We start from the raw sequence: 19,726 nt of genomic DNA on the forward strand, positions 1-19,726 counted from the left end.
CGTTGAGCGCAAAAACAAAGGGCACCTCACGGTGCCCTTTGCGCTTACAGGATCAGGCCGATGAATTACTCGGCTTGTGCCGCAGCTTCTGCCGGGGCTGCGCCCTCTTCTGCAGCAACGGCCTTCATCGACAGCTTGACGCGGCCGCGGTCGTCGGTTTCGAGAACCTTGACGCGCACAACCTGGCCTTCCTTGACGTAGTCCTCGACCTTGTTGACACGTTCCTGGGCGATCTGCGAGATGTGCAGCAGACCATCCTTGCCCGGCAACACGGAAACGATAGCGCCGAAATCAAGAATCTTCAGCACGGTGCCTTCGTAGATCTTGCCGATCTCGACTTCCGCCGTGATCGCGTCGATGCGCGAACGGGCGGCAGCAGCAGCTTCGCCGCTGGTGGCGGCGATGGTGATCGTGCCGTCGTCCTGGATGTCGATCGTGGTGCCGGTTTCTTCGGTCAGCGCACGGATGACGGCACCGCCCTTGCCGATCACGTCACGGATCTTTTCCGGATTGATCTTGAAGGTGTACAGACGCGGGGCGTAGGCCGACATTTCTTCACGCGGGCCGGCAGCGGCTTCCTGCATCAGGTTCAGGATGTGCAGACGGGCTTCCTGGGCTTGCGCCAGTGCCACCTGCATGATTTCCTTGGTGATGCCCTGGATCTTGATATCCATCTGCAGTGCAGTGATACCAGCGGTGGTGCCCGCTACCTTGAAGTCCATGTCACCGAGGTGATCTTCGTCGCCGAGGATATCGGTGAGCACGGCGAAGCGGTTGCCGTCCTTGATCAGGCCCATGGCGATGCCGGCAACGTGCGCCTTCAGCGGCACGCCGGCGTCGAGCAGCGCCAGACAGCCGCCGCAAACGGAAGCCATCGACGAGGAACCGTTGGATTCGGTGATTTCCGAAACCAGGCGCATCGAGTACGAGAAGTCTTCCGGCTTCGGCAGCACCGCCAGCAGCGCGCGCTTGGCCAGACGACCGTGACCGACTTCGCGACGCTTCGGCGTACCGACGCGACCGCATTCGCCGGTGGCGTACGGGGGCATGTTGTAGTGCAGCATGAAGCGGTCACGGTATTCACCGGCCAGTGCATCGATGATCTGCTCGTCGCGGTTGGTACCGAGCGTGGCAACAGCCAGCGCCTGGGTTTCGCCACGGGTGAACAGGGCCGAACCGTGGGTGCGCGGCAGGACGCCGGAACGCATGGTGATCGGACGTACGGTACGGGTATTGCGTCCGTCGATACGCGGTGCACCGCTCAGGATGCGACCACGCACAATACTGGCTTCGAGTTCGTGGAACAAGTTGCCGACGGTATTCTCATCCGGCGCACCTTCGCCGGCACACAGCGCGGCAACGACTTCGGCGCGGATTTCCTTGACGGCCTGGCTGCGCGTCTGCTTGACGGTGATGTTGTAGGCTTCTTCCAGCTTGGCGCCGGCAACTTCCTTGATGCGGGCAACCAGAGCTTCGTCCTGGGCTGGCGCCTGCCAGTCCCATTCCGGCTTGCCGGCTTCTTCAACTAGTTCGTTGATGGCGTTGATCGCCTTCTGCATTTCGGTGTGACCGAACACGACGGCGCCGAGCATGACGTCTTCCGGCAACTGGTCGGCTTCGGATTCAACCATCAGCACGGCAGCTTCGGTACCGGCAACGACGAGGTCGAGCTGGCTGGTCTTGAGCTGGCTCAGGGTCGGGCACAGGACATACTGGCCGTCGATGTAGCCGACACGGGCCGCGCCGATCGGGCCGTTGAACGGCACGCCGGAGATGGCCAGGGCGGCCGAAGCGCCAATCAGGGCCGGAATGTCGGAATCGACTTCCGGATTCAGCGACATCACCGTGGCGATGACCTGGACTTCATTGTAGAAACCATCCGGGAACAGCGGGCGGATCGGGCGATCGATCAGGCGGCAGGTCAGCGTTTCCTTTTCGGAAGGACGGCCTTCGCGCTTGAAGAAACCACCGGGGATACGGCCGGCAGCGTAAACTTTTTCCTGGTAATCGACGGTCAGCGGAAAGAAATCCTGACCGGGCTTGGCATTCTTGGCGGCCACAACGGTGACCAGAACCACGGTTTCTTCCATGGAGACGAGGACGGCACCGCCGGCCTGGCGAGCGATTTCGCCGGTTTCGATAGTGACCTGATGGGCACCGTAGGCGAAGGTTTTTTTCACGAAATTAAACATTGACTTCCTTTCACTCTCATCACATTAATCAACAATAACAACAACTTAACAACATCAACAGCAAAGAACAAAACAACAGTACGACAAAAACAAAAAAGCGGCCGGGAGTTTTCCGGGCCGCTCTTTCGTGGCTTCAGCTGCGCTTACTTACGCAGACCAAGCTTGGTAATCAGGGTGCGGTAACGCTCAACATTCTTACCCTTCAGGTAGTCCAGCAGCTTGCGACGCTGCGAAACGAGGTGCAGCAGACCACGACGGGAGTGGTGATCCTTGCTGTGTTCCTTGAAGTGGGGCATCAGATCGACAATGCGTGCGGTCAGCAGTGCAACCTGGACTTCCGGAGAACCGGTATCGCCCTTGGATTGTGCGTATTCGGCAACAAGCGCTGCCTTTTGTTCGGTAGTAACGGCCATTTCAAAACCCTCTTTCATTAAAACGACGCAGCCCCGGTTTGATAGAGCGAACGCCTGTTGATTGAATATTTTCCGTCAAAAACGGAAGCGGCGGATTATAACAGTTCAGACTGCCAACTGCACCAGTCTTTTCGGCCATAAACGCCCGCCCTGCCCCGGCTCGCCAACACCGATCAGCAAATCACCCGCATACACGCGAATCTTGCCGGACAAACCGGCCGGCAATTCAACGGGATTACCATGCCGGAAACGTTGTTCTGCCTCGCCGGATACCGTGAAACGCGGCAAACTCTGCAGCAAGGCATCGACCGGCTGCAGACAAGAAATGCGGGCGCTTTCTTCAACGGCGTCGATTTGCGCCAGCGTCATGGCACCGTCCAGGGTCAAATCCCCGACCCGCGTACGCCGCAAGGCAGTCAGATGCGCGCCACAACCGAGCATTGCGCCGATATCCTCGGCCAGCACGCGAATATAGGTGCCCTTGCTGCAACTGACCGAAAGACGAATTTTTTCGCCGGAAAACTCGAGCAGACGAATTTCATGGATGGTTACGGCACGCGCTTCCCGCTCGACCACGATGCCTTGACGTGCCAGTTCGTAAAGCGGACGACCATCGCGCTTCAAGGCCGAATGCATCGGTGGAACCTGCATGATCGGCCCAGTGAAATGCGGCAGCACACGCAAAATGTCGCTTTCCACGACGTTGACCGCAGCAGTGGCGGTCACCACGCCATCAGCATCGCCGGAGTCGGTCGTTACCCCGAGCAGCAGTTCGGCTTCGTAGGTTTTATCGGCATCGAGCAGATCGGCGGAAAACTTGGTCGCTTCACCAAAACAAAGTGGCAGCAAGCCGGTTGCCATGGGATCGAGCGTCCCGGTATGGCCGCCCTTGGCCGCTGAAAAGAGCCGCCGCGCCTTCTGCAGCGCATCGTTCGACGTCATGCCGAAGGACTTGTCCAGCAGCAGAACACCATCGACCTGTTTCCAGGTCTTCTTGACGCGAGGCTCCATGGAAAAGCTTAGTCTTCCGGCGTCAGATCGCTGACCGCATTGGCCTGATCGATCAGCAGGGACATGTTGGCGCCATGCTCCAGGGAATTGTCATAGATGAAATGCAATTCCGGCAGCGTATGGATATGGATACGCCGGCCCAACTCGCGCCGCAGAAATCCTGAGGCGCGTTTCAGACCTTGTTCTATTTCGGGCAAATGCTCCGAGTTCAACGTCGTGAAAAACACCTTGGCATGGGCATAATCCGGCGTCAATTCGACCGCCGTCAAACTGATCATGCCCACCCGCGGATCTTTCAATTCAGTGCGGATCAAGTCGGCGAGGTCGCGGCGCACCTGCTCCGCAACCCGATCACCGCGCTGAAAACCTCGTACTTGCTTTTTTTTCATTACAGCGAGCGTGCCACTTCCTGGATTTCGTACACTTCGAGCTGATCGCCCACCTGAATGTCATTCGTACCACGCAACGACAGACCGCACTCGAAGTTGGAACGGACTTCCTTGACGTCGTCCTTGAAGCGCTTCAGCGAATCGAGCTCACCATCCCACTGTACAACGTGGTTACGCAGCAGACGGACACGCGAATTGCGCTTGATGAAGCCTTCCAAGACGTAACAGCCGGCAATATTGCCCACCTTGGAAACAGTGATGACCTGGCGAATCTCGACCATGCCGGTAATCTGCTCGCGCTTCTCCGGCGCCAGCATGCCGGTCAGGGCGGCCTTGACCTCGTCTACCGCATCGTAAATCACGTTGTAGTAACGGATATCGACCCCGAAGTTCTCGGCCAGCTTGCGCGAGCCGGCATCGGCACGAATGTTGAAGCCGATAATGACGGCGCCGGAAGCCTGCGCCAGATTGACGTCGGATTCGCTGATCGCACCGACCGCGCCGTGAATGATCTGCACGCGGACTTCTTCGTTCGACAGCTTGGACAGGGTCTGCACCAGTGCTTCCTGCGAACCTTGCACGTCGGCCTTGACGATCAGCGGCAGGGTCTTGACGGCGCCTTCTTCCATCTGCTGGAACATGTTTTCCAGCTTGGCGGCCTGCTGCTTGGCCAGCTTGACGTCGCGGAACTTGCCCTGACGGAACAAGGCGATTTCGCGGGCTTTCTTTTCGTCAGCCAACACAATCGCTTCTTCACCGGCAGCCGGCACATCCGACAGACCGAGAATTTCCACCGGAATCGATGGCCCTGCTTCGTTGATCGGCTTGCCGTTTTCGTCGAGCATGGCACGTACCCGGCCAAATACCTGACCAGCCAGCACAATGTCGCCACGCTTCAAGGTGCCGGACTGAACCAGCATGGTTGCCACGGCACCGCGTCCCTTGTCGAGACGGGCTTCGATGATCAGACCCTTGGCCGGCGCATCCTTCTGTGCCGTCAGTTCCAGCACTTCAGCCTGCAACAGCACCTGCTCAAGCAACTCGTCGATACCGGTACCCTTCTTGGCCGAAACACCAACGAACGGGGAATCGCCGCCGTACTCTTCCGGAATGACGCCTTCGGCAACCAGTTCCTGCTTGACGCGGTCCAGGTTGGCATCCGGCTTGTCGATCTTGTTGACCGCAACCACCAGCGGCACACCGGCCGCCTTGGCGTGGTGGATCGCTTCCTTGGTCTGCGGCATCACGCCGTCGTCGGCTGCAACAACCAGAATGACGATGTCGGTAGCCTTGGCACCGCGCGCCCGCATTGCCGTAAAGGCTTCGTGACCCGGGGTGTCGAGGAAGGTGATCATGCCGCGTTCGGTTTCGACGTGGTAGGCACCAATATGCTGGGTAATGCCGCCGGCTTCGCCTGATGCCACCTTGGCACGACGGATGTAATCGAGCAGCGAGGTCTTGCCGTGGTCGACGTGACCCATGACGGTCACCACCGGCGCACGATGCTCAAGCGGCACATCCTTGTGCTCCGTGTGCTCTTCGAGGAAGGCATCCGGGTCATCCAGCTTGGCAGCCAGCGCCTTGTGGCCCATTTCCTCGACGACAATCATTGCGGTTTCCTGGTCGAGCACCTGATTGATGGTGACCATGGAACCCATTTTCATCATGACCTTGATGATCTCGATGGCCTTGACGGCCATCTTGTGCGCCAGATCGGAAACGGAAATGGTTTCCGGAATGTGCACTTCACGACTGATCGGCTCGGTCGGCGCCTGGAAGCTGCCTTGACCGTCGTCAGACTTGTTATGCGATTTTTTGTGACCGTGGCGATTATCCTTCCAGCCACTGCCGCTGTCGGCACCACGGGTCTTGATGCCGGCTTTCTTCTTGCCATCATCGGCAGCACGGCCACCCTTATCGCCCTTCTTGGCGGCACCCGGTGCATCGGGTTTCTTATGCAAAGTACCCTTTTCACCTTCGCTGGCACGCGTCTGCACTGCAGCTTGCTGTTTCGCCTCTTCCGCCAACTTGGCGGCGACTGCAGCAGCCTCGGCTTGCTGACGCATTTCCGATGCCCTGGCTTCACGCGCCTGCTTTTCCTTGAGCTCGCGCTCCTGAATTTCGCGTAAGCGATTGGAACGACGCGCCTCTTCCTCGCGGGATTTCAGTTCCTTTTCGCCAATAATGGCGGCGCGATCCAAGGGGCGCAAAGTAACCGTCGGCGCGGGTGGGACAACCGCTTCAACCACCTCAACAACAGGCTCAGGTACCACGACTTCAACGACTGGCTCAGGCTCAGGCTCGGGTTCCGGCTCTGGTTCCGGCTCGAGCACCGGCTCAGGAATCACTTCCACCACCGGCTCGATTACCGGTTCGGCGGCAAACGCCTCAATCGGCCCGGACGTATCAATTGGCTGATCGAGCACTTCGGACTCAGCATCTTCATCCGTCCCGGCCTCCGGCAGGTGCTCTGCGACATCGCGCTTGACCAGCACACGCTTTTTGCGCACTTCAACCTGAACAGTACGGGCTCGGCCATGCGAATCGGTCGCCTTGATTTCAGAAGTCTGCTTGCGCGTCAGCGTAATCTTGTTCTGGGGATTATCTTCGCCATGCGAACGGCGCAAATAATCCAGCAGACTGGTTTTGTCCTGATCATTCAGGGTATCTTGCCCCCCGTTTTTTCCCACACCAGCACGGCCCAATTGCTCAAGCAGTGCCTCAACGGGCATTTTCAGTTCAACGGCAAATTGTGAAACAGTTGTTGCGGACATAGTTACTACCTCCTGCTCACTCGAACCAGTGAGCTCGTGCCTTGAGAATGATTTCCTTGGCACGCTCATCGTCAATGCCGGTCATTTCCGTCAGTTCATCAACCGCCAGTTCGGCGAGATCGTCGCGCGTCTTGACATCATGTTCGGCCAGTTTGGCGGCCAATTCCTTGGTCATGCCTTCGAGACCAATCAGGTCGTCGGCAACATTTTCAAGTTTTTCTTCGGTCGCAATCGCCTCGGTGAGCAGCGCATTGCGCGAGCGATTACGCAACTCGTTGACGATATCTTCGTCCAGACCATCAATTTCCAACATTTCAGCCAGCGGAACGTAGGCCACCTCTTCCAGTGTCGAGAAACCTTCCTCGATCAGCAGATCAGCCAGTTCTTCATCAATATCCAGCTTTTCAATGAACATGGTGCGGGTTACGGCGTATTCTGCCTCGGTCCGCTTGGCCGACTCGTCCTGAGTCATCAGGTTGATCGTCCAGCCAGTCAATTCAGATGCGAGGCGAACATTCTGACCGCTGCGACCAATCGCAATGGCCAGATTATCTTCGTCAACCACAACATCCATCGCGTGCTTTTCTTCATCGACCACAATCGACGACACTTCGGCCGGCGACAACGCGCCGATCACGAACTGGGCCGGATCAGCCGACCACAGCACGATGTCGATATTCTCGCCACCGATTTCATTACGTACTGCCGTGACGCGGGAACCGCGCAAACCGACACAGGTACCGATCGGATCGATACGCGGATCGTTCGACTTGACGGCAATCTTGGCACGCATCCCCGGATCACGGGCACAGGCCTTCAACTCCATCAAACCATCTTCAATTTCCGGCACTTCCAGATTGAACAGTTTGATAACGAATTCCGGCGCCGTACGCGACAGGATGATTTGCGGACCACGTGCACCGCGATCGATACGCAGCAGATAGGCACGGACTCGGTCGCCAACACGCAGATTTTCCTTGGGAATCATCTGGTCACGCGGCAGCAGGGCTTCGATCTTGCCCGCTTCGATGATGGCGTTGCCGCGCTCCATACGCTTGATCGTGCCGAAAACGATATGTTCCTTGCGCTCAAGGAAGTCGGCCAGAATTTGCTCACGCTCGGCATCGCGAATTTTTTGCAGAATGACCTGCTTGGCAGCCTGGGCGCCAATACGCCCAAAATCAATCGGCTCCAGCGGCTCTTCCAGATAATCACCAGCCTCGATCTCGGGATCATCCTTTTGCGCTTCGGGCAACGGACGCTCCAGGTATTCGTTAACGTATTCGTTTTCCGGAACGATCAGCCAGCGGCGGAAGGACTCGAAATTACCGGTCGCGCGATCAATCGACACACGCACTTCGGCTTCGTCGTGGATACGCTTCTTGGTCGCAGATGCGAGCGCCAGCTCAAGCGCGCCAAAAACGATTTCCTTGGCGACATTCTTTTCGCGGGCCAGTGCATCGACCAACAGCAACAGTTCACGGCTCATGGGCTAAAACCTCCAGGTACTTCAGTCGAATTTCGGCACCAGACGTGCCTTTTCGATATTGTTGAATTCGAGTTCCGTGTCTTCCTTTTCAAGGCGAAGACCAACCTTGCCGTCCTTGCAGCCGAGCAGTTGCCCCTGGAAGTTCCGGCGATTATTGTGCGGGATGCGCAGCTTGATCTGGATTTCCTGACCAGCAAAACGTTCGAAGTCAGCTTCCTTTTTCACCACGCGATCCAAGCCGGGCGAAGAAATTTCCAGCCGGTCAAAATCGAAGTTTTCCACCTCGAAAACACGGGTCAATTGATTGGAAACCTTGGCGCAGTCTTCCACATCGATGCCGGTTTCTCTGCCGGGCGCATCGATGAATACGCGGATAGTCCGTCCACGCGGCGACATTTCGACATCGACCAGTTCATAGCCCAAGCCAGTGACCGTCGTTTCAAGCAGCGAATTTAAATCCATAGCCACAAATAAAAAATGGGCGAAACGCCCACCTCAGAAAAATAAGATGCCCGCAAAAACCACGGGAGAAACAAACCCGTGAATTATAACGAGTTTATTCCTCCCTAACAATCGCTACCGGTGCTACAGCGTGCTTTTTGCTGCCCTGAATCAAGCTTCCTGCAGCTTCTCCGCCCTGGCCATCTCACGCATCAACAACTTCATTTCGGTTTCGTCCAGTTCCCGGCAACGACCCCGCTTCAACTGCGGCGGCAAACTGAACGGACCGTAACGCACACGAATCAGTCGACTGACTGTGCAGCCAACGGCCTCGAACATCCGACGCACTTCCCGATTGCGCCCTTCGAACAGGCTGACGCGATACCAGCGATTAGCCCCCTCGCCGCCCGCATCGACCAGACTGGAAAAACTCGCCGGGCCATCCTCCAGCTGCACACCGCTGAGCAGTTGCTGGTGCGCCTCAAGCGTCAGTTCGCCAAGCACCCGTACGGCGTACTCGCGAACCATTTCGGAACTTGGGTGCATCAGCTTGTTGGCCAGCTCACCGGAAGTCGTAAACAGCAGCAATCCCGAGGTATTGAAATCCAGACGCCCGACATTGATCCAGCGCCCACCACGAATGCGCGGCAACGCAGCAAAAACCGAGGGACGACCATCCGGGTCGTCGCGCGACACGATTTCGCCTTCCGGCTTGTGATACATCAGCACGCGCGGCGGACGCGAACTACTGCCGGTGAAACGGATGTTGATCAAGCGACCGCCGATCTTGACCTTGTCGGTCGGCACGACCGATTGGCCGATCGTCGCAACCACCCCATTGACGCTGACCTTGCCGGCCGCAATCCACTCTTCCATCTCGCGGCGCGAACCCACACCAGCCTGCGCCAGCGCTTTCTGCAGACGTTCCGGTTTGGCTTCGATCAGCGGCTTGCCGTTGCGCCCGATATTGCCGCGATTGGCCCGGCCGGTCTGCGGCACGCCCTGACGCCGACGCGGTGCCGGCTTGGCGTCAACTTCATCCAGCGGTGCTTCATCGGGCGACCCTGCGGGGCCACGGGCCTGTTGCGGCGAAATATTGCGGTCAACACCGCGCCGAGACCGTTTTTCAACGGGGGAATCCTTGGCAAAATCGCTAGCAAAACCGCCTGGCTTTCCCGCTGCGCGGGAAGTCCCGGGTTTATCCGCTGCGCGGAAAGGTGTTCTTTTATTGGTTTTCATCATTCAGCTCCAGTGTCTGGCTGATTTGTTCAAGCGGCGGCAGTTCGCTGACGCTGCGCAGGCCCAGATCATCAAGAAATTTTTTCGTCGTGGCAAACAATGCCGGGCGTCCCGGCGTATCGCGGTGACCGACGACATCGATCCAACCGCGCTCTTCCAAAGTTTTAATTACATTGGTGTTGACCGCAACACCACGGATTTCCTCAATACCGCCACGCGTTATCGGCTGACGATAGGCGATGATGGCCAGTGTTTCAAGTACGGCCCGCGAATATTTCGGCGGTCGTTCCGGATTCAGCCGGTCAAGATACGGCAAATACTCGGCCCGCGTCCGAAAACGCCAGCCGGAAGCCAGCTGGATCAACTCCACCGGCCGCTCAACCCAGTCTTCGCGCAACTGATCGAGCAACTTGCGCAAGGTATCCGACGAAAAATCTTCGTCAAACATCTTTTTCAGCTCATGCGTCGTCATCGGCTCGCGCGCCGCGAGCAAGGCAGCTTCAAGAATTTTCTTGACCTGAGTCGGTTCCATCGCTCCCGTCCATGACCGCTTCCTGTTCTACGCCCGACACCGCTTCCAACTCAAGGTCATCCACCCCGCGCAGATTTACATAAATCGGCGCAAAGGCCTCGGTCTGCGTAATGCGGATCAACTTCTCGCGCCCCAGTTCAAGCATGGCGAGAAAATGCACGACCAGCCCAGGCACGCCCATCGCGCCATCAAACAACGTTTCAAAGTGCACAAAACCGCCCCGCTCCTGCAGGATGCGCAGAATGATGCCCATGTGTTCGCGCACCGACAACTCTTCACGGCTGATCTTGTGATTGCGCTTCAACACCGCCTGGCGCACCACCGCCATCCAGGCGTCCTTCAGATCCTCCACCGAAACTTCCGGCAAACGCACGAACAACGACTTCTCAACCAGCGTCTCGACCCAGAAAAACTCCCGCTCGGCCTGCGGCAACGCGTTCAGATTCTGGCCGGCAATCTTCATCTGCTCATATTCCATCAGCCGGCGCACCAACTCGGCCCGCGGATCTTCCGCCTCGTCGCTATCACCCAGCTTCGGCCGCGGCAGCAGCATGCGCGACTTGATCTCGATCAGCATCGCTGCCATGACGAGGTATTCGGCAGCCAGTTCAAGATTGCTGACTTCCATCTTGTCGATGTAATCAAGGTACTGGCGGGTCAACGGCGCCATCGGGATATCCAGGATATCGACGTTGGCCTTGCGGATCAGGTAGAGCAACAGATCGAGCGGCCCTTCGAAGGCATCGAGCATGATCGCCAGCGCATCCGGCGGGATATACAAATCCTGCGGCAAAGCCGCCATCGGCTCGCCATAGATGCGGGCCACCGGCGCGAAAAGTGTGGCCTGCGCCACGTCGCCCGTGCGGCCAGGCTCTGCTTCCATGGACGCAATATTCATGCGCCGACCGCCAGACAGCGGAAACGGAACGGCGCCAGCGACATCAGTTGTATTCCAGCCCCATCGATTCGCGCACGTCGCGCATTGTTTCGCGGGCCAGTTCGCGCGCCTTCTCGCAGCCATCGGCCACGATGCTCTTGACCAGCGATGGGTCATCCAGATACATCTGTGCCCGCTCACGCATCGGCGCCTGCTCTTTCAGAATGCTCTCGATCACCGGTTGCTTGCATTCGATACAGCCGATACCGGCCGTGCGACAGCCCTCCTGCACCCAGGCCTTGACCTCGTCACCCGAGTAAACCTCGTGCAACTGCCAGACCGGGCAACGCGCCGGATCGCCCGGATCGGTGCGGCGTACCCGATTGGTATCGGTCGGCATGCTCTTCACCTTCTTGGCCACCGATTCCTCGGACTCTCGCATGGTGATCGTATTGTTGTACGACTTGGACATCTTCTGCCCGTCCAGCCCCGGCATTTTCGACGCTTCGGTCAGCAGATAACCCGGCTCGACCAGGATCATCTTGCCGGTGCCTTCGAGGAAACCAAACAGTCTTTCGCGGTCAACGGCCGACATATGCTGAATATCGTTGAGCATGGCTTTCGCCTGCTCTACCGCTTCCTTGTCGCCCTCCTGCTGGAAACGGGTGCGCAACTCGTCGTACAGGCGTGCCTTCTTGCTGCCCAGTTTCTTGACGGCTTCGCGCGCCTTGTCCTCGAAACCCGGCTCGCGACCGTACATGTGGTTGAAGCGACGGGCCAGTTCGCGGGTGAATTCGACGTGCGGGATCTGGTCCTCGCCGACCGGCACCTTGTCGGCGCGATAAATCAGAATGTCGGCGCTCATCAGCAAGGGATAACCGAGGAACCCGTAAGTCGCCAGATCCTTGCCGGCCAGCTTTTCCTGCTGATCCTTGTAGGTCGGCACGCGCTCCAGCCAGCTCAGCGGCGTCATCATCGACATCAAGAGATGCAACTCGGCATGCTCCGGCACCTTGGACTGGATGAACAGCGTCGCCTGATTCGGGTCGACCCCGGCCGCCAGCCAGTCGATGACCATGTCCATCGCCGACTGTTCGATCCCTTGCGGACTGTCGTACTGCGTGGTCAGGGCGTGCCAGTCGGCCACGAAAAACAGGCAGGGATATTCATGCTGAAGCTTGACCCAGTTTTTCAGCACACCATGGTAATGACCAAGATGCAGCGACCCGGTTGGGCGCATGCCGGAAAGGACACGTTCTGCGTACATAGGAATTTAATAAAGACCAAAAAGGGTTTCGATGGCTCGCGCCGCGAAGGCGACCAGCGGATTCATGATTTCGCCGAGGATACCGGTGAACAGGAGGACCAGCAAAATGGGAAAGCCCCAGCGCTCAAGCTGGGCAAACTTCCAGGCCAGCCGATGCGGCAGCAGGCTGACCGCAATACGTCCGCCATCGAGCGGCGGCAAAGGCAGCAAATTCAGCACCATCAACACACAATTGATGATGATGCCGAACTCTGCCATGCGCGCCAGCGGCACGCTGAAAAACGGCGGGGCCAGCCACGACAGCTTGAACATCAGCGCCCAGAAACAGGCCATCGCGAGGTTGGCTGCGGGTCCGGCAGCAGCGACCCAGAGCATGTCTTTCTTTGGATTGCGCATGCGGCTGAAATCCACCGGCACCGGTTTGGCGTAGCCGAACAGGAAATTGCCGGCCGAAAACAACAGAATGGCCAGCGGAATCAGGATGGTGCCGACCAGATCGACGTGACGCAGCGGATTGATGCTGATACGTCCGAGTTGCCAGGCCGTCGGATCACCGAAATGGCGCGCCGCGTAACCGTGAGCAGCCTCGTGCAGCGTGATCGCAAAAATCACCGGCAAGGCGGCAATTGCGATGGTCTGGATCAGGGCGTTGATATCGAGCATGGTCAATCGAGGCCAAACAAGGCGAGCGGCCCACGTCCGGCGCGAATCAGCTCGGGCGCGGAACCGGTCAGATCGATCACCGTCGTCGGCTCTATACCGCAGGTGCCGGCGTCGAGGATCAATTCGATCTGCTCATCGAGGCGATCCTGGATTTCCCAGCCTTCGGTCAGCGGTGTTTCATCGCCCGGCAATTGCAACGTAGTCGTCAGCAAAGGCTCGTTGAGTTCTTCCAGCAAGGCCAACGCTACCGGATGATCGGGCACCCGCACACCAATGGTCTTGCGCTTCGGATGCATGACCCGGCGCGGCAATTCCTTGCTGCCTTCGAGAATGAAGGTGTAACTACCCGGCGTCGCCGCTTTGAGCAAGCGATATTGCGCATTGTCGACCCGGGCGTAATTGGCGATCTCGGAGAGGTCGCGCACCATCAGCGTCAGGTGATGCCGCTCATCCATCTGACGAATCAGGCGGATGCGATCCAGCGCCTCCCTATCGCCAAGATGACACGCCAGGGCGTAGCAGGAATCGGTTGGCAAGGCGACGATGGCACCGTCACGAATGAATTCGGCAGCCTGCACAAGCAGCCGTTGCTGCGGGGAATCAGGATGGATATTAACGACGCGGGTCATAGGTCAATTCGGGTCAATTCGGTTTCAATCAATCAAACGCCAGACCGGCTTGAGGTCTTCTGGCAGTTGCGGCACACGACCGAGGTCGACATAGCTTTCGGCCGGCCCGTGAAAGTCCGAGCCGCGCGACGCATGAAATCCGTAATGCCGCGCCAATCGGGCAAAGTGCAGGATGTGATCGGGTGAATGGCTGCCGCTCGTCACTTCGATGGCTTGACCACCGAGATCCTTGAAATCGTCGAGAAAGCGGCGCATCTCGCCACCGGAAAACTTGTAACGTCCGGGATGCGCAACGACCGCAACGCCACCGGCTGCGGTAATCCACGAAATCGCTTCCTGCAGACCGGCCCAGCGATGATCGACGTAACCCGGCTTGCCCGGCGTCAAGTAGTACTGAAAAACCCCGGACATTTCCTTGGCGATCCCGATGGACACCAGGTAGCGGGCAAAATGAGCCCGCGAAATGAGTTGGGGATTGGTCACGTAGCGCAAAGCGCCTTCGAATACACCGGGAATGCCGATGGCTGCCAACGCATCACCCATCTTGCGCGCCCGCTCCAGTCGTCCGCTGCGCAAAGCATGCAAACCACCGGTGAGATCGGGATGCGCAGCATCAAACCCCAAACCAACAATGTGAATCGGCACTTCGTGCCATTCGATGGAGATTTCCACGCCATTGACGAAACGCATGCCGGCTTCTTCCGCCGCCGTCCGGGCTTCGTCCAGCCCGCCCAGATGGTCGTGATCGGTCAAGGCCCAGAGATCCACGCCATTCGCCGCCGCACGCCGAGCCACCTCCGCAGGCGGCAACAAGCCGTCGGACACGGAAGAGTGACAATGAAAATCGAAATTGGCTGGGTTCACGGAAATCCGGGGAAAAAATAGACCGCGATATTATCACGAAGGCGCAAGCCCACCGGCCCACCTTGTGCAGCGCAGCATGTTGCTTGGACTGATGCATCCCGTTATAGTGCCACCCGTTCTGTGGGAGAGTGCAGATGCAAGTCTGCCGCCGAAGGCGCAAACCCACCCGAAAACGCTCAGGCAAAAGGACCACGGAACATGGCAAACGCTGCGGCGTGAGCCAAAAAACTCTGGAGAGCGATGGCGACTGTTGCGGTCGACATCCACCGATGGGGCAAATCTCTCAGGTATCGAGGACAGAGGGGTGAAACACAAAGCGTGTGCTTTTTGTTTCACCCCTTTTCCGTTTCTAGAACTGACGTTAATAAACGCCTGTAAAGGATTGATATGCTGAAGAAAACGGTTTTGAACGACGCCCATCGTGCGCTGAACGCCCGGATGGTCGACTTTGGCGGCTGGGACATGCCGGTCAACTACGGCTCGCAGATTGAAGAGCACCATGCTGTGCGTAAGGACTGCGGCATGTTCGACGTGTCGCACATGTGCCCGGTCGACCTCACCGGCACCGATTGCCGCCCTTTCCTGTCCCGCCTGGTGGCCAACGACGTCGCCAAGCTGACCGTTGCCGGCAAGGCGCTCTACGCCGCCATGTTGAACGACGCTGGCGGCGTCATTGACGATCTGATCATCTATTTCCTGACCGACACGAAATTCCGCATCGTGGTCAATGCCGGCACCGCCGAAAAGGATCTGGCGTGGATGCAGGCCAAGGCGGCCGAATGGAAGATGGACGTGACCATCACCCAGCGCCGCGATGGCGCCAACAACCTCGGCATCATCGCCGTGCAAGGCCCGAATGCCCGCGCCAAGGTCTGGCAGGTGCTGCCACAGGCCAAGGCGGCCATCGCCGAGCTGAAACCCTTCTTCGCCGCCGAAGTCGACCAGTACTTCATTGCCAGCACCGGTTACACCGGCGAAGACGGCTACGAAATCATGCTGCCGGCCAATGAAGCCGAAGCCATGTGGAATGCCCTGAAGGATGCCGGCGTCGCCCCCTGTGGCCTCGGCGCCCGCGACACGCTGCGTCTGGAAGCCGGCATGAATCTCTACGGTCAGGACATGGACGAAACCGTCTCGCCGCTCGACGCCGGGCTGGCCTGGACGGTCGCCATGAAAGACGCACGCGATTTCGTCGGCAAAGCCGCGTTGACCGCAAACGGCCAGCAAAAACAGTTTCTCGGCCTGATCCTGCTCGACAAGGGCGTACTGCGCGGCCATCAGCAAGTCGTCACCAAGCAGGGCAACGGCGAAATCACGTCCGGCTCGTTTTCGCCGACGCTGCAGCAATCCATCGCGCTGGCCCGCCTGCCGCTCGGCGTTGCCATCGGTGACGAAGTCGAGGTCGACATTCGCGGCAAGCTGCTCAAGGCCAAGGTCACCAAACCCGTATTCGCCCGCAACGGCAAAGCAGTTCAGTAAACATTTTTCAATAAATTCGCCCATTCAGGAGAAAACCATGTCCAACGTCCCGTCCAACCTCAAATACGCTGCCTCCCACGAGTGGGTTCTGAAGAACGCTGATGGCAGCGTCACCGTCGGCATTTCCGACCACGCGCAGGAAGCGCTGGGCGACCTCGTTTTCGTCGAACTGCCGGAAGTGGGCGCGCATTACGCTGCGGAAAAGGAAATCGCCGTCGTCGAATCGGTCAAGGCCGCTGCCGATGTCTATGCCCCGATTGCCGGCACCGTGACCGAAGTGAACCAGGCCGCCGCTGACGCCCCGGAATCGGTCAATGCCGACGCCTACGCTGCCTGGCTGTTCAAGATGACGCCGGACAACATGGCCGACGTTGACGCCCTGCTCGACGCCGCCGCCTATCAAGCCGTCGCTGACGCCGCCTGATTTACTGCGTCATACGAGACGACCCCCACATGAGCCATATCCCTCTTTCTGCCCTTGAACAGCACGACGAGTTCATCGGCCGCCACATTGGCCCCTGCGCCACCGAAATGTCCGCCATGCTGGCCGCCATCGGCGCCGCCAGCCTTGATCAGCTGATCGACCAGACCGTTCCCGCCGCCATCCGCCTGCCGGCCGATTTGCCGCTGCCGGCCCCGCGTCGCGAACACGAAGCGCTCGCCAACCTGAAAGCCATTGCCAGCAAGAACGTGATCCAGAAGTCGTGCATCGGCATGGGTTATTACGACACGCTGACGCCCAAGGTGATCCTGCGCAATGTCATGGAAAACCCCGGCTGGTACACCGCCTATACGCCCTACCAGGCCGAAATCGCCCAAGGCCGCCTGGAAGCGCTGATGAATTTCCAGCAGATGGTCGTTGACCTGACCGGCCTGGAAATCGCCAACGCTTCGCTGCTCGACGAAGCCACCGCCGCCGCCGAGGCGATGACGATGGCCCGCCGCGTCTCCAAGTCGAAGTCGAACCGCTTCCTGGTCGACGCCGCCTGCTTTCCGCAGACCATCGACGTGGTCCGGACGCGCGCCGGCTACTTCGGCTTCGAACTGGTGATTGCTGCGGTCGACACGGTAAAAGACGAAGAATTCTTCGGCGCCCTGCTCCAGTACCCGAACGACAACGGTGAAGTCCGCGATCTGAGCGCCATCATCGCCGGCCTCAAGGCCAAGGGCGCCACGGTGGCCGTCGCCAGCGACCTGATGGCACTGGTGCTGCTCAACTCGCCGGGCGCCATGGGTGCCGACATCGCCCTCGGCTCCAGCCAGCGCTTCGGCATTCCGATGGGCTTCGGCGGTCCGCACGCCGCCTTCTTCGCCACCCGCGAAGCCTTCGTCCGCTCGATGCCGGGCCGCATCATCGGCGTGTCGAAAGATGCGCGCGGCAACACCGCCTACCGCATGACGCTGCAGACGCGCGAGCAGCACATCCGTCGCGAGAAAGCCAATTCCAACATCTGCACCTCGCAGGTGCTGCTCGCCAACATGGCCGGCATGTACGCCGTCTATCACGGCCCGCAAGGCTTGAAGACCATCGCCCAGCGCATCCACCGGCTGACCGGCATGCTGGTCGAAGGCCTGAAAAAAGCCGGAATTCCGATGTCGACCGCAACATTCTTCGATACCGTGCAGATCAAGACCGACAAGACCGTTGCCGGCTACAACCTGCGCCCGGTCGACGCGCAAACCCGGGGCATTTCCTTCGACGAAACGAGCACCGCCGCCGATGTAGCAACGTTGCTGCAAGCGCTCACCGGTCAGTCCTTTGACCTCGCCGCACTCGACGCTGCTGCTGCCGAGAATAGCCCGCTCAAGGACTTGCTGCGCGCCGACGCCGTGCTGACGCACCCGGTGTTCAACACGCATCACACCGAACACGAGATGCTGCGCTACCTGAAGTCGCTGCAGAACAAGGATTTGGCGCTCGACCATTCGATGATCTCGCTCGGCTCCTGCACCATGAAGCTGAATGCGACCAGCGAAATGATCCCGGTCACCTGGCCGGAACTCGGCGGCATCCATCCCTTTGCACCGCAGGATCAGACGACCGGCTATCTGGAAATGATTGCCAGCCTGACCGAATGGCTGAAAACCGTCACCGGTTTCGACGCCATCTGCATGCAGCCGAACTCCGGTGCCCAGGGCGAATACGCCGGTCTGGTCGCCATCGACCGTTACCACGCCAGCCGTGGCGAGGAACACCGTAACGTTTGCCTGATCCCCAAATCGGCCCACGGCACCAACCCGGCCACCGCCCAGATGGCCAACATGAAGGTCGTCGTCGTCGATTGTGACGCCAACGGCAATGTGGACGTCGCCGACCTCAAGGCCAAGGCCGAGGAACACAAGGACGACCTCGCCTGCCTGATGATCACCTACCCGTCCACGCACGGCGTGTTCGAAGAAGCGGTCAAGGACATCTGCGCCATCGTGCATGCCAACGGCGGCCAGGTGTATATGGACGGTGCCAACCTCAACGCCCAGGTTGGCCTGACCTCGCCAGGTTTCATCGGTGCCGACGTCAGCCACATGAACCTGCACAAGACCTTCGCCATCCCGCACGGCGGCGGCGGGCCGGGCATGGGCCCGATCGGTCTGAAAGCCCATCTGGCACCGTTCATGGCCGACCACGCGGTCACCGCCACCGGCGCGCCGGATCGGGTAAACAAGGGCCAGGGCGCCGTCTCTGCCGCGCCCTTCGGTTCGGCATCGATCCTCAGCATTTCCTGGATGTACCTCGCCATGCTCGGCGGCGAAGGCGTCAAGAAGGCCACCCAAGTCGCCATCCTGAACGCCAACTACGTCGCCACCCAGTTGCAGGCGCACTACCCGGTGCTTTACGTCGGCAAGAACGGCCGCGTGGCACACGAGTGCATCCTCGACATCCGCCCGATCAAGGCGGCGACAGGGATTGCGGAAATCGACATCGCCAAGCGTCTGATGGACTACGGCTTCCACGCGCCGACGGTGTCCTTCCCGGTCGCCGGCACGATCATGGTCGAACCGACGGAATCCGAATCGAAGGCCGAACTGGACCGCTTCATCGGCGCGATGATCGCCATCCGCGAAGAAATCCGCCAGATCGAAAACGGCGTATGGAGCGCGGACAATAACCCGCTGAAGAACGCCCCGCACTCGCAGGCGGACGTCATGGACGACGAATGGAAGCATCCGTACAGCCGCCAGCAAGCCGTCTTCCCGCTGCCCTGGGTAGCTGCCAACAAGTTCTGGCCGAGCGTCAATCGCATCGACGATGTGTACGGCGACCGTAACCTGAACTGCGCCTGCCCGCCGATGGAAGCCTACGAAGACTGAGCGAACCACTGCGCCCAACAAAAACGGCCTCGATGAGGCCGTTTTTTATTGAAATCCTGCGGTCGACCGCAGGATTTTTGGATTTTTCTGACCAGTCAGTCGCAACACGCCATATACCTTAGACATTGACATTCTCTTGGCGTATGTTGCTGTGCTTT

17 protein-coding genes and 2 riboswitches are annotated in these 19,726 nt (G+C 59.1%); of the genes, 3 read left to right on the forward strand and 14 right to left on the reverse strand.

Annotated elements, in window-relative coordinates; translation table 11 throughout:
* Positions 1-65: 65 nt before the first annotated feature.
* The 14 genes from pnp to RCI20_RS14325 all read right to left on the reverse strand — a co-directional run bounded on the left by pnp (position 66) and on the right by RCI20_RS14325 (position 14,780).
* On the reverse strand, positions 66-2,192 hold the full coding sequence (gene pnp, locus RCI20_RS14260; RefSeq protein ID WP_306606591.1) for a polyribonucleotide nucleotidyltransferase: 2,127 nt from the start codon (positions 2,190-2,192) through the stop codon (positions 66-68).
* 143 nt (positions 2,193-2,335) lie between these two features.
* Entirely contained in the window at positions 2,336-2,605 is a 270-nt protein-coding gene (gene rpsO / locus RCI20_RS14265) for a 30S ribosomal protein S15 (protein ID WP_306606592.1), read from the reverse strand.
* 105 nt (positions 2,606-2,710) lie between these two features.
* A complete protein-coding gene (gene truB, locus RCI20_RS14270) occupies positions 2,711-3,616 on the reverse strand; it encodes a tRNA pseudouridine(55) synthase TruB (RefSeq protein WP_306606593.1) in 906 nt (301 codons plus the stop codon).
* Between the two features lie 8 nt (positions 3,617-3,624).
* Entirely contained in the window at positions 3,625-4,005 is a 381-nt protein-coding gene (rbfA, locus tag RCI20_RS14275; protein WP_306606594.1) for a 30S ribosome-binding factor RbfA, read from the reverse strand.
* On the reverse strand, positions 4,005-6,779 hold the full coding sequence (infB, locus tag RCI20_RS14280; protein ID WP_306606595.1) for a translation initiation factor IF-2: 2,775 nt from the start codon (positions 6,777-6,779) through the stop codon (positions 4,005-4,007). Before infB ends, rbfA begins: the two co-directional genes overlap by 1 nt.
* A gap of 16 nt (positions 6,780-6,795) precedes the next feature.
* A complete protein-coding gene (gene nusA / locus RCI20_RS14285; RefSeq protein ID WP_306606596.1) occupies positions 6,796-8,268 on the reverse strand; it encodes a transcription termination factor NusA in 1,473 nt (490 codons plus the stop codon).
* Between the two features lie 21 nt (positions 8,269-8,289).
* On the reverse strand, positions 8,290-8,730 hold the full coding sequence (gene rimP, locus RCI20_RS14290; RefSeq protein ID WP_306606597.1) for a ribosome maturation factor RimP: 441 nt from the start codon (positions 8,728-8,730) through the stop codon (positions 8,290-8,292).
* Between the two features lie 150 nt (positions 8,731-8,880).
* Positions 8,881-9,951 (reverse strand): 23S rRNA pseudouridine(2605) synthase RluB, encoded by a 1,071-nt coding sequence (gene rluB, locus RCI20_RS14295; RefSeq protein ID WP_306606598.1) that lies wholly within the window; start codon positions 9,949-9,951, stop codon positions 8,881-8,883.
* Complete coding sequence (gene scpB, locus RCI20_RS14300) at positions 9,935-10,480, reverse strand: SMC-Scp complex subunit ScpB (RefSeq protein ID WP_306606599.1); 546 nt, start codon at positions 10,478-10,480, stop codon at positions 9,935-9,937. Before scpB ends, rluB begins: the two co-directional genes overlap by 17 nt.
* Positions 10,449-11,363, reverse strand: coding sequence for a ScpA family protein (locus RCI20_RS14305; protein ID WP_306606643.1), 915 nt, complete (start codon positions 11,361-11,363; stop codon positions 10,449-10,451). The genes scpB and RCI20_RS14305 overlap by 32 nt, the downstream gene beginning before the upstream one ends.
* A 58-nt stretch (positions 11,364-11,421) precedes the next feature.
* The gene (locus RCI20_RS14310) at positions 11,422-12,624 is read right to left on the reverse strand and encodes a tryptophan--tRNA ligase (protein ID WP_306606601.1); all 1,203 of its coding nucleotides are present in this window, start codon (positions 12,622-12,624) and stop codon (positions 11,422-11,424) included.
* 6 nt (positions 12,625-12,630) lie between these two features.
* Positions 12,631-13,278: a site-2 protease family protein gene (locus RCI20_RS14315; protein ID WP_306606645.1), complete on the reverse strand. Its 648-nt coding sequence runs from the start codon at positions 13,276-13,278 to the stop codon at positions 12,631-12,633.
* A gap of 11 nt (positions 13,279-13,289) precedes the next feature.
* Entirely contained in the window at positions 13,290-13,916 is a 627-nt protein-coding gene (locus RCI20_RS14320; RefSeq protein ID WP_306606603.1) for an L-threonylcarbamoyladenylate synthase, read from the reverse strand.
* Positions 13,917-13,940: 24 nt separating this feature from the next.
* The gene (locus RCI20_RS14325) at positions 13,941-14,780 is read right to left on the reverse strand and encodes a 3',5'-nucleoside bisphosphate phosphatase (RefSeq protein WP_306606606.1); all 840 of its coding nucleotides are present in this window, start codon (positions 14,778-14,780) and stop codon (positions 13,941-13,943) included.
* A 111-nt stretch (positions 14,781-14,891) separates the two neighbouring features.
* Positions 14,892-14,982: riboswitch (glycine riboswitch) on the forward strand.
* An 18-nt stretch (positions 14,983-15,000) separates the two neighbouring features.
* Positions 15,001-15,090: riboswitch (glycine riboswitch) on the forward strand.
* Positions 15,091-15,167: 77 nt separating this feature from the next.
* Between RCI20_RS14325 and gcvT the strand changes: the two genes are divergently transcribed.
* The 3 genes from gcvT to gcvP are packed head-to-tail and all read left to right on the forward strand — an operon-like array spanning position 15,168 to position 19,568.
* Entirely contained in the window at positions 15,168-16,259 is a 1,092-nt protein-coding gene (gcvT, locus tag RCI20_RS14330; protein ID WP_306606608.1) for a glycine cleavage system aminomethyltransferase GcvT, read from the forward strand.
* A 37-nt stretch (positions 16,260-16,296) separates the two neighbouring features.
* Positions 16,297-16,683 (forward strand): glycine cleavage system protein GcvH, encoded by a 387-nt coding sequence (gene gcvH / locus RCI20_RS14335; protein WP_306606610.1) that lies wholly within the window; start codon positions 16,297-16,299, stop codon positions 16,681-16,683.
* Between the two features lie 29 nt (positions 16,684-16,712).
* Complete coding sequence (gene gcvP / locus RCI20_RS14340) at positions 16,713-19,568, forward strand: aminomethyl-transferring glycine dehydrogenase (RefSeq protein WP_306606612.1); 2,856 nt, start codon at positions 16,713-16,715, stop codon at positions 19,566-19,568.
* Positions 19,569-19,726 lie beyond the last annotated feature (158 nt).

This window comes from Azonexus sp., from assembly GCF_030824335.1.
Classification (GTDB): Bacteria; Pseudomonadota; Gammaproteobacteria; order Burkholderiales; family Rhodocyclaceae; genus Azonexus.